Origin of the sequence: Agrobacterium sp. CCNWLW155 (genome assembly GCF_036888815.1) — a bacterium.
Lineage (GTDB): Bacteria > Pseudomonadota > Alphaproteobacteria > Rhizobiales > Rhizobiaceae > Agrobacterium > Agrobacterium radiobacter.
In genome coordinates this window covers 636,087-650,664 of the sequence record NZ_JBAKFW010000001.1, presented here as the reverse complement: position 1 = coordinate 650,664, position 14,578 = coordinate 636,087, and the positions used below count along the sequence as shown (strand labels likewise).

14 protein-coding genes are annotated in these 14,578 nt (G+C 59.6%); 8 read left to right on the top strand and 6 right to left on the bottom strand.

Annotated elements, in window-relative coordinates; all coding sequences use genetic code 11:
• Window positions 1-99 precede the first annotated feature (99 nt).
• On the bottom strand, window positions 100-1,122 hold the full coding sequence (locus tag V6S97_RS03295; protein ID WP_003502863.1) for an amino acid ABC transporter substrate-binding protein: 1,023 nt from the start codon (window positions 1,120-1,122) through the stop codon (window positions 100-102).
• Window positions 1,123-1,498: 376 nt separating this feature from the next.
• Between V6S97_RS03295 and V6S97_RS03290 the strand changes: the two genes are divergently transcribed.
• Window positions 1,499-2,686 carry a cystathionine beta-lyase gene (locus tag V6S97_RS03290; RefSeq protein WP_003502861.1) on the top strand — a complete coding sequence of 396 codons (1,188 nt, stop codon included), beginning with the start codon at window positions 1,499-1,501 and terminating at the stop codon, window positions 2,684-2,686.
• Between the two features lie 17 nt (window positions 2,687-2,703).
• Here the strand turns inward: V6S97_RS03290 and V6S97_RS03285 are convergent, their stop codons facing one another.
• Both V6S97_RS03285 and V6S97_RS03280 read right to left on the bottom strand, forming a co-directional pair.
• The gene (locus tag V6S97_RS03285) at window positions 2,704-3,885 is read right to left on the bottom strand and encodes an FAD-dependent monooxygenase (RefSeq protein ID WP_003502859.1); all 1,182 of its coding nucleotides are present in this window, start codon (window positions 3,883-3,885) and stop codon (window positions 2,704-2,706) included.
• Window positions 3,886-3,914: 29 nt separating this feature from the next.
• The gene (locus V6S97_RS03280; protein ID WP_003502857.1) at window positions 3,915-4,160 is read right to left on the bottom strand and encodes a zinc-finger domain-containing protein; all 246 of its coding nucleotides are present in this window, start codon (window positions 4,158-4,160) and stop codon (window positions 3,915-3,917) included.
• 170 nt (window positions 4,161-4,330) lie between these two features.
• Between V6S97_RS03280 and V6S97_RS03275 the strand changes: the two genes are divergently transcribed.
• The 3 genes from V6S97_RS03275 to V6S97_RS03265 all read left to right on the top strand — a co-directional run bounded on the left by V6S97_RS03275 (window position 4,331) and on the right by V6S97_RS03265 (window position 6,419).
• Entirely contained in the window at window positions 4,331-5,107 is a 777-nt protein-coding gene (locus tag V6S97_RS03275) for an alpha/beta fold hydrolase (RefSeq protein ID WP_080866580.1), read from the top strand.
• A gap of 142 nt (window positions 5,108-5,249) precedes the next feature.
• Window positions 5,250-6,074, top strand: coding sequence for a serine O-acetyltransferase (gene cysE, locus V6S97_RS03270; protein WP_003502853.1), 825 nt, complete (start codon window positions 5,250-5,252; stop codon window positions 6,072-6,074).
• Window positions 6,075-6,215: 141 nt separating this feature from the next.
• Window positions 6,216-6,419, top strand: coding sequence for a DUF3126 family protein (locus V6S97_RS03265; RefSeq protein ID WP_003502851.1), 204 nt, complete (start codon window positions 6,216-6,218; stop codon window positions 6,417-6,419).
• 55 nt (window positions 6,420-6,474) lie between these two features.
• On the opposite strand, the gene V6S97_RS03260 is transcribed toward V6S97_RS03265, so the two are convergent.
• Window positions 6,475-7,866, bottom strand: a complete 1,392-nt coding sequence (locus V6S97_RS03260; RefSeq protein WP_334426073.1) for a cytochrome P450 — start codon at window positions 7,864-7,866, stop codon at window positions 6,475-6,477.
• Between the two features lie 110 nt (window positions 7,867-7,976).
• Between V6S97_RS03260 and V6S97_RS03255 the strand changes: the two genes are divergently transcribed.
• The gene (locus tag V6S97_RS03255) at window positions 7,977-8,636 is read left to right on the top strand and encodes a TetR/AcrR family transcriptional regulator (protein ID WP_020809427.1); all 660 of its coding nucleotides are present in this window, start codon (window positions 7,977-7,979) and stop codon (window positions 8,634-8,636) included.
• A 97-nt stretch (window positions 8,637-8,733) separates the two neighbouring features.
• On the opposite strand, the gene fdhA is transcribed toward V6S97_RS03255, so the two are convergent.
• Complete coding sequence (gene fdhA, locus V6S97_RS03250; RefSeq protein ID WP_003502846.1) at window positions 8,734-9,924, bottom strand: formaldehyde dehydrogenase, glutathione-independent; 1,191 nt, start codon at window positions 9,922-9,924, stop codon at window positions 8,734-8,736.
• A 161-nt stretch (window positions 9,925-10,085) separates the two neighbouring features.
• A complete protein-coding gene (locus V6S97_RS03245) occupies window positions 10,086-10,958 on the bottom strand; it encodes an ATP-binding protein (RefSeq protein WP_020809425.1) in 873 nt (290 codons plus the stop codon).
• Window positions 10,959-11,164: 206 nt separating this feature from the next.
• Between V6S97_RS03245 and yajC the strand changes: the two genes are divergently transcribed.
• From yajC to V6S97_RS03230, 3 genes are all read left to right on the top strand, one after another.
• Window positions 11,165-11,512, top strand: a complete 348-nt coding sequence (gene yajC, locus V6S97_RS03240) for a preprotein translocase subunit YajC (RefSeq protein ID WP_020012565.1) — start codon at window positions 11,165-11,167, stop codon at window positions 11,510-11,512.
• A gap of 80 nt (window positions 11,513-11,592) precedes the next feature.
• Window positions 11,593-14,166: a protein translocase subunit SecDF gene (gene secDF, locus V6S97_RS03235; protein WP_077998381.1), complete on the top strand. Its 2,574-nt coding sequence runs from the start codon at window positions 11,593-11,595 to the stop codon at window positions 14,164-14,166.
• Complete coding sequence (locus tag V6S97_RS03230) at window positions 14,166-14,558, top strand: Mth938-like domain-containing protein (RefSeq protein WP_060726269.1); 393 nt, start codon at window positions 14,166-14,168, stop codon at window positions 14,556-14,558. The genes secDF and V6S97_RS03230 overlap by 1 nt, the downstream gene beginning before the upstream one ends.
• Window positions 14,559-14,578 lie beyond the last annotated feature (20 nt).

Genomic DNA, 14,578 nt, shown 5'->3' with positions numbered 1-14,578 from the left:
CCCTTTTATATGCTCTTTGCGAGCTTATTTATATAATTTTAAAATGGAGGCCGGGCATTGCCCAGCCTCCTGTCATGATCTAGCCGATGATGGGGCCGATCAACGGACCGGCGGTGCGTATTGCAGGCCGCCCTTGGTCCACAGCGCGTTCTGGCCACGCTCGATCTTCAGCGGAGAGCCTGCACCGACGTTGCGGTCGAAGACTTCGCCGTAGTTACCCACCAGCTTGATGATGTTGTAGGCCCAGTCGTTGGTCACGCCGAGATCGGTACCGATCTTGGTGCCTTCTTCCGTGCCGAGCAGGCGCTTGATATCAGGGTTGGCGCTGGTCTTCTGCTCATCGACGTTTTTCGAGGTGATGCCCAGTTCTTCGGCATTGACCATGGCGTAGTGAACCCAGGTCACGATGTCAAACCACTGGTCGTCGCCCTGGCGAACGGCCGGTCCAAGCGGCTCCTTGGAGATGACCTCAGGCAGAACGATGTTGTCGTCCGGGTTCTTCAGCTTGAGGCGGATGGCGTAAAGACCGGACTGGTCGGTGGTGTAGACGTCGCAACGGCCGGAATCATAGGCGGAGGTTGCGTCGGCTTCCTTTTCGAAAACGACCGGGTTGTACTGCAGATTGTTGGTCTTGAAGTAGTCGGCGAGATTGAGCTCGGTGGTCGTGCCGGTCTGAACGCAGACGGCGGCGCCGGAAAGCTCGAGCGCGGACTTAACATTCAAGCCCTTCTTGGCGATGAAGCCCTGGCCGTCATAATAGTTGACGGTACGGAAGTTGAAGCCGAGCGACGTGTCGCGGCTGATCGTCCAGGTGGTGTTACGGGTCAGAACATCGACTTCACCGGACTGGAGAGCCGGGAAACGGTCCTTGCTCGAAAGGGCGACGAACTTGGCCTTCGAAGGATCGCCGAAAACCGCAGTGGCAATACCACGGCAATAGTCCACGTCGATACCGGACCATTCGCCCTTGTCATCGGGATTGGAGAATCCCGGAATGCCGGCGCTGACGCCGCAGGTGACGAAACCCTTGCCCTTCACATCCTGAAGCGTCGCAGCCGAAGCGACCGAGGCTCCTCCCAAAACTGCTGCGCCGATGGCGGCTGACAGAATTGCCTTTTTCATTTTTCCCAACCTTTGTTTGTTATCGTCACTTGGAAGAGGACCGGCATATTGTCTTGCCCCAGCTCCCCCTTCAGCGAGACCTTTTCGATCCGCTTTTTCTATCACAATCGCAATTGGCAGCGGGGTCAAGACGTGCGGGCAATAATTGTGCCTATAAAACGGAATTTTCCAAATTTTGGTCGGGAAGTGTGCAAAGGGTGAAAATATAAGCATATTTTTGCGGAAATTTGAACTTGCACAGTATTTGTATACTTGTTGTATGCTGGCTCTCGGTGGATCAATTCACTCCGTTTGAGAGGAGCCTGCGGGACTTGACCTTGCGGTCCGCTCTTAGCATTGTCGCACGCGTCAATGTTCCTTCGAAAGCTGATCTGAAATGACCAAGACAAATGACCTGCTTTCCGCCGCAGGTGTGAATACGCGCCTGACCCATGGCGGCAACGATCCCGCGGACTGCTTCGGTTTCGTCAATCCGCCCATCGTGCGTGGCTCTACCGTGCTTTTCCCCGATGCCGAGACGCTTTCGACCGAAAACCAGAAATACACCTATGGCACCCATGGCACGCCGACGACCGATGCGCTGTGCAGTCTTGTCGATGAGCTGGAAGGGTCTTCCGGAACCATTCTCGTGCCGTCGGGCCTTGCGGCGATTACCGTGCCGTTCCTCGCCTATCTCGGCGCCGGCGATCATGCGTTGATTGTCGATTCCGTCTATTATCCCACGCGCCGCTTCTGCAACATGATGCTGCGGAAGCTCGGCGTCGAGGTGGAATATTACGACCCGGCAATCGGCACGGGCATCGAGGCGCTGATCCGTCCGAATACCAAACTCGTGCATCTGGAAGCGCCGGGCTCCAATACCTTCGAGATTCAGGATGTCCGGCTGATCACCGAGATCGCCCACAGGCATAATTGTGTGGTGACGATGGACAATACCTGGGCGACGCCGCTTTATTTCAGGCCGCTCGATTTCGGCGTCGATGTCTCCATTCACGCCGCCACCAAATATCCTTCGGGTCATTCGGACGTGCTGATGGGCTTCGTCTCGGCCAATGAAAAACACTGGAAGACGCTTTATCAGGCCAATACCAATCTAGGTATCTGCGTCACCTCTGACGATGCCTATCAGATCCTGCGCGGCATGCGCACCATGGGAATTCGGCTGGCGCATCATCAGAAAAGCGCGCTTGAAATCGCCACATGGCTGGAGAGCCGTGGCGACGTCGTTCGCGTCCTGCATCCGGCCTTGCCGAGCTTTGCCGGGCACGAACTCTGGAAGCGCGATTTCAAGGGCGCAAGCGGTGTCTTCTCCTTCGTGCTGAAGGCGGAAGAGGGCAAATACAAGCAGACGGCGGCTGCCTTCCTTGATGCGCTGACGTTCTTCGGGCTCGGCTATTCCTGGGGCGGATACGAATCGCTTGCTGTTTCGGTGTCGCTTGTCGACAGGACCATTGCCAAGGGCCCCTCGGAAGGGCCGGTCATCCGCCTGCAGATCGGGCTCGAGGATGTCGCCGATCTCCAGAAGGACCTCGAAGCCGGGTTCGCGGCTGCCGCCGGGGTCTGATTTCAGATCCCGCAGCCTTAGCCTTTCGCGTGATAACCGTAGAGCCAGTCGAAGTCCTTCAGGAAGGCTTCCGTCGGACGTGTGGAAAACACGAAGTCCCGCGCGGTGCGGACCGGGCCTCTGGCATGATAGGCAAAACGATTGAGAGAGGCCCGCTTGCGGGCCTTTTCTATGCGCGGCAGGCGCAGGGCCTCGAAAGCGGCAAGGGCCTGCGGCACGGGCAGCGAGGCTCCGGCGTTGCTGCCCGCCATGGTTCCCGCAAGTTCAAACGCATCCTCGATCGCCATGGCCGCGCCCTGGGCGGCGAACGGCATCATGGCGTGCGCCGCGTCGCCGATCAGCACCGTGTCACGGCCATTGTGCCAGCGGCCGGGGCCAGCCTGATAGAGCGGCCAGAAGGTGGGGTTTTCAGACGAATCGAGCAATCGGACGATGTCAGGGCTGAAGCCGCGAAACTGTTCCAGCAGCATGGCTTTCTGCCGTCCGCTCGATTCCGCCCGCCATGTCGCGCCGGGGTCGGCACCGAGCGCGATGGCGACGATGTTGAAGCCGCCGATTTCCTTCAGCGGATAGGCGACGATATGGCCGCCCGAGCCGAGATAGGCCGTGACGGCGCTTTTGTTGATGGCTGACGGCACGTCATTTGCTGTGACCGTGAAGCGCCAGGCCACATTGCCGGAGAAAGTGGCGGTGGGAGCGGAAGGCACGGCGAAGCGGGCCGCCGACCAGACGCCATCCGCGCCGACGATCAGATCATGGTCGCGGAAGGTGGTTGCGGCGATGATATCCGCTGTCGCATTTTCGATGCGTTTTCCGAGATGCAGGCGGCAAAGCGGGTTGCGTATCACCGCCTGGAGAAGTGCGTTTTGCAGCGTCGAGCGGTGCAGCACGCCATAGGGTGCGCCCCAGCGGCTGCGGGCCACCGCGCCCATCGGTAGGGAGAGCAGCGTGGCAAGCGATTTTCCGGAGGCGAGTTCGACGCTGACAGGTTCGGTCCAGCGCGCCTCGATATCAGGCAGTACCCCGAGCGTGGCGAGAATGCGGGCGGCATTGGGGGAAAGCTGCAGGCCGGCGCCAACTTCCGCCAGTTCGCCGGCCTGTTCGATGATGTCACAGTCGATACCGTGCCGGGCAAAAGAAAGGGCAGCGGTGAGACCGGCGATGCCGGCACCGACAATGGCTACGGATTTTATGGGCATGGTGCGCCCCGATCAGAAAAGGTGGAAGGTCAGGCAGCCTTCACATGGAAGACGCAGCCCGGAGGATTGGTCTGCTCTGCCTTCAGCGACGGATTGTAGCGATAAAGGGTCGAGCAGTAGGAACAGACCTTCTCATTGTCGTCGCCCATATCGATGAAGATATGCGGATGATCGAAAGGCACGGAAGCGCCGGTGCACATGAATTCCTTGACGCCGATCTCGATCATGCGGTGTCCGCCATCGTTCTGGAAGTGGGGAATGGAATGGCCGGCCATGTTCGTCTCCAAATGCAACATCGTTATCGAGCCGCCGCTGGTTTTCGCGCATCGGCTCGTCGTTGCGGATATGTAGCCTCAAACGCATTGCATCTCCATAAAAATCGTCAGCAAAACATGTTCAACATTGCTAATTCCTGCCATATGGTCCGGCAAAAAGGATGTCCTTGATGAATCTCAACACGCCGCAGTTTTCCGATTTTTCCCATGACGGCCTTCGCCTTGCCTATTTCGACGAGGGTAATCCGGCGGGCGATCCGGTTTTGCTGATCCACGGCTTTGCCTCCAGCGCCAATGTCAACTGGGTGCATCCCGGCTGGCTGAAGACGCTGGGTGAAGCGGGTTACCGGGTGATCGCCATTGACAATCGTGGCCATGGCGCAAGCGACAAGCCACATGATCCGGAAGCCTATTATCCGCCCGTCATGGCCGGCGATGCGGTGGCGCTGCTCAATCATCTCGGCATCGCCGAAGCGCATGTGATGGGATATTCCATGGGCGCGCGCATTTCGGCCTTCCTTGCCATGGCCCATCCTGAGCGCGTGCGTTCGCTGGTCTTCGGCGGGCTCGGCATCGGCATGGTGGAAGGCGTCGGTGACTGGGATCCGATTGCAGAGGCGCTTCTTGCCCCTTCGCTCGATGTCGTGACGCACGAGCGCGGCCGCATGTTCCGCGCCTTTGCCGACCAGACGAAAAGCGACCGGCTGGCGCTGGCCGCCTGCATCGAGACATCGCGGGTTCTCGTCACGCGCGAACAGGCGGAAAAGATCGACGCCCCGACGCTGATCGCAGTCGGAACGAAAGACGACATCGCCGGATCCGGCGCGGAGCTTGCGGCGATCATGCCGCATGCGCGGGCAATCGATATTCCCGGCCGCGACCACATGCTGGCTGTCGGCGACCGGGTGTTCAAGGCGGCGGTGCTGGAATTTTACCGCTCGCAATGAGCGTGATGGCAAGAAACGGTTTTTCATGCTGCATGAAGAAAAACTGAAGCCTTGCCGCCTTTAAAGTCGTCATTCGAATCCCATTTCTAATGCACGTCTTTTTCTGTATAAAGAACGACTACTGCAAACGAGGAGACCATTCATGGTCGCACGTACCGAGGCCCGTCAGCCCGAACAGCTGGCGATCGTCGATCCGATCTGGGGCAGCCTGCTGCATGAGGCGCGTAGCGCCGCGGCACAGGATCCGCTGCTTTCGGCCTTCCTTTATTCGACGATCCTCAATCACCGGTCTCTCGAAGAATGTGTGATCTACCGTATCTGTGAACTCCTCGATCATCCCGACATGCAGGCCGTGCTTCTGCGCCAGACCTTCCAGGATATGCTGGATGACTGGCCGGAATGGGGAAGCGTGCTGCGCGTCGATATCCAGGCCGTTTACGACCGTGATCCCGCCTGCACGCGCTTCATGGAGCCGCTCCTCTATTTCAAGGGGTTCCAGGCCATCCAGACCCATCGCCTTGCCCATTGGCTGCTGCAGAAGGGCCGCAGGGATCTGGCGCTTTATCTGCAAAGCCGCTCATCGAGCATCTTCCAGACCGATATCAATCCGGCCGCGCGCATCGGCAAGGGCATCTTCCTCGACCATGCCACCGGGCTGGTGGTCGGCGAGACGGCCGTCATCGGTGACAACGTCTCCATCCTGCATGGCGTCACACTTGGCGGCACCGGCAAGGAGGGGGCGGATCGCCACCCGAAGATCGCCAATGGCGTGATGATCGGGGCGGGGGCGAAAATCCTCGGCAATATCGAAATCGGCAGCTGCTCGCGCATCGCCGCCGGTTCGGTGGTGCTGAAGCCGGTTCCGCCGAAGACTACCGTTGCCGGCGTGCCGGCGCGCGTGGTGGGAGAAGCAGGGTGTTCGGAGCCCTCGCGCCTGATGGACCAGCTTATCGGAGCGGATATCTGACTGGCCCTGTCGCGCTCTGATGGGGCCGGCATTTTCACGGTCGTCCGTGTGGAAGACGCGGATGACTTGCCGCTTTCACTTTACTTTGGCCTTTGTCCCATGCCAAAAGCGGCTCAACGCGAACCGCACAGGAGAATAGTGGTGAAAGCCGACGAAATCAAAAAACTCGACGCCTATTTCAAGCGCACTTTCAATGAAAAGATGATTGTGAAGGCGCGTCCGCGCAAGGACGATTCCGCCGAAGTGTATCTTGGCGAAGAGTTTCTCGGCGTCGTTTATATCGATGACGAAGACGGCGACCGTTCCTACAACTTCTCCATGGCGATCCTCGACGTCGATCTCTGATCGTCGCCATCCGGTGACGGATGGAGTTTCGCACTAAAACAGTCGCCCGTGGTGGTTACGCCGCGGGCGATTTGTTTTGTCGCGGGCTCACCTGCATCATCAGGCGGTTTTCCGGCCGCAAGGTGACCCGCATCAGCGGCTCCGTATTTGCCGGGCTTTTGTTGTTGAGGTGGACGTTCTGCAAAAGCACGGCAAGGATTGCGACAGCCTCCATCATGGCGAAGGCATTGCCGATGCAGACGCGCGGGCCGGCGCCGAAGGGCATATAGGCGTAACGGTGGCGCGCCTTGACCTTTTCGGGCTCGAAACGTGACGGGTCGAAGCGGTCGGGTTCGTCCCACAGCGTGGTGTGCCGGTGGACGGCGTAGATCGGCACATAAAGAACGGTGCCCGCCGGGATATCGTGCTCGCCGAGCCTGAAGTCCTGCAATGCGGTGCGTGTCACGACAGGGGCGGGCGGGTAGAGCCGCATCGCTTCCGAAAATACCTGTCTGGTATAGGTCAGGCGGGCGATATGATCCGCCGCTATCGGTTCACCGGCAGTAACGGTTTCAATCTCGTCGATGACCTTGCTTTCCACGTCGCTGTTTTGCGAGAGCAGATGGAAAGTCCAGGCAAGGCCGAGGGCCGTGGTTTCATGACCGGCCGTGATGAAGGTCAGGAGATTATCGATGATTTCCGTGTCGCTCATCATGCGTCCGGTTTCCGGGTCTTTCGCTTCGAGCAGCATGGAAACCAGATCGTTCCTTTCGATCGGATTCTGCCGTCTTTCGGAAATGACGGTCGCAAGGCTGGAACGAAGATAGCCGACCGCCGCGCGGGCCTTGCGCCGGCCCGGATGCGGAAGCCATTCCGGTGCGCCCAGCATGGCGAGCGCGAAGGTCCAGCCCGTGGGTTTCAGATAATCGGTGATGCTTTGCTCGACACGTCCTATATCGATGCCATGGCCGCCGGACATCATGGTTTCGACAATGATATCGAACGTCGTCCGCATCATCTCATGGCCGATATCGATATCACCGGCAGGTGAGCGCCAGCGCCCTTGCGTGCGACGCGCGGCGTCGATCATGACCGGTAGCAATTCCAGCAGCTTCTCGTGCCGAAAGGCCGCGGCGACGGATTGCCTTTGCCACTTCCAGTGATCGCCGTCGGCCGTCAGCAGGCCCTGGCCGAGTGCGGGGCCGAGGGCGCGGCGTACATCTTCGCCCTTGCCGAGCAGATGGGCGTTCTTGACCAGAGCTTCATGAATAAGTGCGGGGTCGGCAAGATGAACCCGCATGACACCGCCAAGGCGCGTAAAGACCGCCGGCTCGCTGAAAATTTCCGGCGGCAGAGCCTTCAGTGGATTGCGGATGAGCGACAGGGCGACGCGTACCGTCGCGAATTTGGAGACGGGAGCGGTTCCGGGCGTATCGGGGGAGGCGGTGCGAATGTCGGTGCCGGTCATTTACAGGTCCTTTGTCCGCGTTGAACACTTACATTTTCTGTTAAGGTGTATACCTTATTTTTGGTATTTAAGGTGCATGCCTTAGGTTTCAATGGTTGGGTTCGACATCAATGAAAAAAATCAATACCGGACGCACGCCCGTTCGTCCCACGCGCCAGAGAATTCTCGACGCCGCACTTGTGCTGTTCAACGAGCGCGGGCCCGATCATGTGACGACGGCCGAAATCGCGAGAGCGGTAGAAATCAATGAGGGCAATCTCTATTACCACTTCCGCACCAAGGAAGCGTTGTTTCTGGCGCTGTTTGCACGGTTCGAGGCCGATGCGCTGGCGATTGTCGGAAAGATCGACGGGGCGGATGAGGGTGCGGCGGCAACCTATGCCGGTTTTCTGCGGCTCTGGTTTTCGCTTGTATGGGACTATCGTTTCCTGTTTCGCGATCTGGTCGGCCTTATCTCTTCCGCCCCGGCGCTGGTGGAGCCCGTGCGAACCATAAGCGCCGCCATGCGCCTTGCCGTCGGCGATATCATCTCCCGCATGGAGAAAGCGGGCCTGGCGGTTATTCCCGAGGAAGAACGGCCGGCCGTCCTCACAAATCTCTGGATCGTCTCCACCTATTGGGCGGCCTATCTCAACCTTCAGGAAGGTGTCACTGAATTTGGACCGCAGCAGCTGGACTGGGGGTTGAAGCAGGTCTCAAGCCTGTTCAGACCCTATCTCTCCCCGGAAGCGAAAGCCGAGCTGGAAGCGATTCTGGTAGCGGAGCCGTAAATCTCACCGGATGGTGACAGAGCCGGAAAACAAAAACACCCGCGACGATATCCGTCGCGGGCGTTTCTACGAGTATCAGCCGTCTACCGCTGAAGTATCAGGCAGCTTTCAGCAGATCGCCATGCGGATCGAGGACGAACTTGGTGGCCGCACCCTGGTCGAAGCTTTCATAGCCCTGCACCGCATCGTCGAGCGCGATGATCTTGGCGTTGACGATATCGGCAATCGGCAGGCGGTCATGCAGGATCGCCTGCATGAGCTGGCGGTTATATTTCAGCACCGGCGTCTGGCCGGTGTGGAAGGATTGCGCCTTTGCCCAGCCGAGGCCGAAGCGCAGCGAAAGGGCGCCCTGTTTTGCCGCATTGTCAACCGCGCCTGGATCTTCCGTGACATAAAGCCCGGGGATGCCGATAGAGCCGGCGGCGCGGGTGATTTCCATCATCTGGTTGAGAACGATGGCTGGCTGTTCACCGCCGGAATGGCCGCGCGCCTCGAAACCGACGGCGTCGATTGCACTATCAACCTCATTGGTGCCGACGATCTCGGCGATCATGTCGCCCAGCCGGTCGCCTTTGGAAAGATCGACGGGTTCAAAACCGACTTTCGCTGCATGGGCAAGGCGATCCTTGTTGAAATCGCCGATCATGACGACGGCAGCACCCAGAATGCGGGCGGAGGCGGCAGCGGCGAGACCCACCGGGCCGGCGCCTGCGACATAGACCGTAGAGCCGACGCCGACGCCCGCCTTGACCGCGCCGTGGAAGCCGGTCGGCAGAATGTCCGACAGCATGGTGAGGTCGCGGATTTTCGACATCGCCTTGTCGCGGTCCGGGAACTTCAGCAGGTTGAAATCGGCATAGGGGATCGTGACATAGCGGGCCTGTCCACCGATCCAGCCGCCCATATCGACATAACCGTATGCGCCGCCGGCGCGGGACGGGTTCACCGTCAGGCACACGCCGGTATCCTGCGACTTGCAGCAGCGGCAACGGCCGCAGGCGACGTTGAACGGCACGGATACGATATCACCGACCTGCAGCATCTCGACGTCGATGCCTTTTTCAATGACTTCACCGGTGATCTCATGGCCAAGAACGAGGCCCGGCATTGCCGTGGTGCGGCCGCGCACCATGTGCTGGTCGGAGCCGCAGATATTGGTGGAAATCACCTTGAGAATCACGCCGTGCTCGATACGGCGGCCATCCGGCGCCTCAAGCTTCGGGTCGTCGATGTCGCGGACTTCGACCTGACCCGGCCGCATGTAGACGACGCCTCTGTTCCTGCTCATATCCATCTCCTCCGTGGTTTGAACACCGTGCCTGTCCGCTCCTCCGCGGGCAGGTGACTCCATGGGTGCAGCAAACCATGTGAGGGGAGATGTGGCGTTCGGGAATACGACACTGGTTGTGGCCGTAACGACACCGGCTTTCATCCGGTGTCACGGTGGCGTTATCTGTCGAGTGGTTTTCTGAGGCGGCCGGCGGCATCCTGAATATATTGCCAGGCAACGCGGCCCGAGCGGCCGCCGCGGGTGGTTGCCCATTCCAGCGCTTCATGATGAAGCGTTTCACGGTCCAGACCCAGATCGAAATGCGTGGCATAGCTGTCGATCATCGTCAGATAGTCTTCCTGGCCGCATTTGTGGAAACCGAGCCACAGGCCGAACCGGTCCGAAAGCGACACTTTTTCCTCAACCGCTTCCGAAGGGTTGATGGCGGTGGACTGCTCGTTTTCCATCATGTGGCGCGGCAGAAGATGGCGGCGGTTGGAGGTCGCATAAAACAGCACATTGTCCGGCCGCCCCTCGATGCCGCCGTCGAGTGCTGCCTTCAGCGACTTATAGGCCGTATCGTCATGGTCGAAGGAGAGGTCATCGCAGAAAACGATGACGCGCTGGCCTGACGCTTTCAGGATGTCGAGCAAAGCGGGCAGGGTGTGAATGTCCTCGCGGTGCACTTCCACCAGTTTGAGCGAAACGCCGCTTGCCGCGCGCACATCTTCGTGAACGGCCTTGACCAGCGAGGATTTACCCATGCCGCGCGCGCCCCACAGGAGCACGTTGTTGGCGGCAAAACCTTCCGCGAAGCGCAGCGTGTTTTCATGCAGGATGTCACGCACATGATCGACGCCACGGATCAGCTTCAGCGCGATGCGGTTGGGGCGGGGAACCGGCTGGATAAAGGAGTTGGTCGGCACCCAGACGAAACAATCGGCCGCATCCCAGTCGTTTACGGCGGGCGCGGGGCCGGCCAGCCGCTCCACGGCGAGGGTGAGCCGGCGCAGTTCTGAAAGAAGCAGGGAGGCCGTTTCTTCTCGAATCATGGTGTTTCTTCCGCTTGTCTGGTGTTCAAAACTCTGTTTTGCGCCCGGCCTAGCATGGTGTTTGGCGCCCATAAAGGTTAAGAGGTCCGGAATCGGTACGGCGTGGGCCCTGCATCTGTTGCAATCCCGGCGTTCCCCACTATATTCCGGCGGCTTGAAAGCTGGGGCGGCATCCAAGGTCGTGCCGTAATTCTGAGGAGTTTTATATGTTCATTAGTCAAGCTTTTGCCCAGGACGCAGCAGGCGGCGCATCTGCCTTCGGTTCCGGCCTTGAAATGCTTTTCCTGTTTGCGCCGCTTATGGTGGTCTGGTACTTTTTCCTTATCCGCCCGCAGCGCGCGCAGATGAAGAAGCGTCAGGAAACGCTCACCAATATTCGCCGTGGCGATCAGGTCGTTCTTGGTGGCGGCATCGTTGGCAAGGTGACCAAGGTCATCGATGACAATGAACTCGAAGTCGAAATCGCTGAAGGCGTGAAAATCCGTGCCGCCCGTGCTTACATTGCCGAAGTGCGCGTGAAGGGCGAAGTGGTCAAGACGGAAACCGCTTCCTGATCCTGCCGGACAACCGAATGCCCGATTGCGAATTTTGACGGGTTGCGCGGAGCGCGACCCCAACCCTGACCGAGATCGAAATGCTTCATTTTTCCCGTTGGAAAACAGTCTTCATCTGGCTGCTTGTGCTGGCAAGCGTCTTCATCGCCTCTCCCAACCTGTTTACGGACAAACAGCTGGAGGGCATGCCTGCCTGGTACAAGGACAACAAGGTAACGCTCGGTCTCGACCTTCAGGGCGGTTCGCACATCATGCTCAAGATCGAGCGTTCCGACATCGTCAAGGAACGGCTTGAAACGATCGTGGGCGATGTGCGCACGCAGCTTCGCGACGCCAACATCCGCTATTCGGGGCTCACCGGCAACGGCCAGCAAATTCAGGTCCGCATCAGCGATCCCGCTCAGGTGGAAGCCGCAAAGAACGCGCTTCGTGACCTGACGCAGCCGGTGTCCGCCGGCACGCTGGTCGGCGGCTCCATCACCGAAGTGACGATGAATGACGGCGGCGACAATCTGCTCCGGCTCAACCTGACGGATGAAGGCATCGACTACCGCCTGTCCTCGGCCGTTTCGCAGTCCATCGAAGTCGTGCGCCGCCGCGTTGACGAAGTCGGCACCACCGAGCCGCTCATCCAGCGTCAGGGTTCGGACCGCATCATCGTGCAGGTTCCGGGGCTTCAGGATCCGCAGCGTCTGAAGTCGCTTTTGAACCAGACGGCCAAGCTCTCCTTCCGCATGGTCGACACGACGATGCCGGTGCAGGAAGCCATGAACGGCCGTCCGCCGGCTACATCAGAGGTTCTGTACTCGCAGGACGATCCGCCGGTTCCCTATCTGGTGGAGCGCCGCGCGCTCGTTTCCGGCGACAATCTCGTCGACGCGCAGGCAAGCTTCAACCAGCAGACCAACGAACCCGTCGTTACCTTCCGCTTCGACAGCCGCGGCGCGCAGCGCTTTGCGCAGGCGACGCAGCAGAATGTCGGCAAGCCTTTCGCCATCGTGCTTGATAATCAGGTCATTTCCGCGCCTGTTATCCGTGAACCGATCATCGGCGGTTCGGGACAGATTTCAGGTAATTTCTCGGTGCAGGGCGCTAACGACCTTGCGGTTCTGCTGCGCGCCGGTGCACTGCCTGCTACGCTGACCGTGGTTGAAGAACGCACTGTCGGTCCGAGCCTTGGTAACGACTCCATCACAGCCGGTCTGACGGCCAGCGTCATCGGCGCCGTCGGCGTCCTCATCTTCATGTTCGTGTTCTATGGCTTCTTCGGCCTGCTCGCGAACATCGCACTCATCGTCAACGTCGTCATGCTGCTCGCTGTCCTCAGTGTGATAGGATCAACGCTGACCTTGCCAGGTATTGCCGGTATCGTCTTGACCATCGGCATGGCGGTGGATTCCAACGTTCTGATCTATGAGCGCATACGCGAGGAGGTGAAGAGCGGCAAACCGCTGATCCAGTCACTGGATAACGGCTTCACCCGCGCCTTTGCGACCATTGTCGACGCCAACCTGACGACGCTGATCGTGGCGAGCGTGCTGTTCTACATGGGCACCGGCCCGGTCAAGGGCTTCGCGGTCACGCTGGCCGTCGGTATCATCACCACCGTCTTCACGGCCTATACGCTGACGGCGTGGATGTTCGGCTACTGGGTTCGCCGCAGCCGTCCGAAACATCTGCCGAAGGGTGTCCGCACCGCCATGTTCGACGGCCGCGACATTCCGTTTATGCGCTACCGTCGCGTGGTGTTCATGATCACCGGCGTCGTCATGCTCGCCTGTGTCGGTGGCTTCGTGGCCAAGGGCCTGAACCTCGGCATCGACTTCCAGGGCGGCTCGGTCATCGAAGTCCGCGCCAAGCAGGGTGAGGCCGATCTCGCCGATATCCGTGATCGCCTGAACCAGCTCAACCTCGGTGAAATCCAGGCGCAGAACTTCGGTACGCCGCAGGACGTTCTCATCCGCATCCAGGCGCAGGACGGCGGCGAAAATGCCGAGCAGTCTGCGATCACCATGGTGCGCGGCGAGCTTGAGGACAAATATGACTTCCGCCGCGTGGAAGTCGTCGGTCCGGCCGTTTCGGGTGACCTCACCTTCACCTCCACGGTTGGCATCCTGCTCGCCATGACGGCGATCATGATCTACATCTGGGTTCGCTTCGAATGGCAGTTCGCCTTGGGCGCCGTCATTTCGATGGTGCACGATGTGGTCTTCACCATCGGTCTCTTTGTGTTCCTGGGGATAGAATTCAACCTCACCAGTATCGCGGCGATCCTGACGATCATCGGTTATTCGCTGAACGACACCGTCGTCATCTATGACCGTATCCGCGAAAACCTCAGGCGTTATAAAAAGATGCCGCTGTCGATGATCATCGACGTGTCGTTGAACCAGACGCTGTCGCGTACGATCCTCACCGGTCTGACCGTGCTTCTGGCGCTGCTGTCGCTCTACCTCTTCGGTGGCGAAGTCATCCGCTCCTTCACCTTCGCCATGCTGTTTGGTGTCGGTATCGGCGTGTTCTCGTCGCTCTACATCGCCGCACCGGTGCTGATCGCCTTCAAGCTGCGTCCCGACAGCAAGGATGCGGAAGACGAGAAGGACGACAAGAAAGAAAACAACACCGGCGCCATCGGCGGCAAGCCTGCCGTCTGATGGCCGGCGGGATCGAAATACGCCCGGCCCATTTTCCCGGCCGGGCGCCCATCGATGCCTATGGCAATGGCGGTTTCCGTTTTGCCGACATGTCTCATCGCGGCTCTCTTCTCCTCCTGCCTTCGGGCATTTACGGGTGGGAGCCCGCCGATGCGAAAGAACTGACCGTCGGGCATTTCGAAAAGGCTCTGGCGGAAGCACAGGATATCGAAGTGCTGCTGATCGGCACGGGTGACGGCATGCGGGTCCTGCCGAAAGAACTGCGCGCCGCCTTTAAGGAGGCGGGCATTTCGGTTGACCCGATGAGTACGGGTGCTGCGGTGCGCACCTACAATATCATGCTTTCGGAATCGCGCGCCGTGGCTGCGGCGCTGATTGCCGTCGAAGGCTGACAGGACGTTTCGCGCGGGGA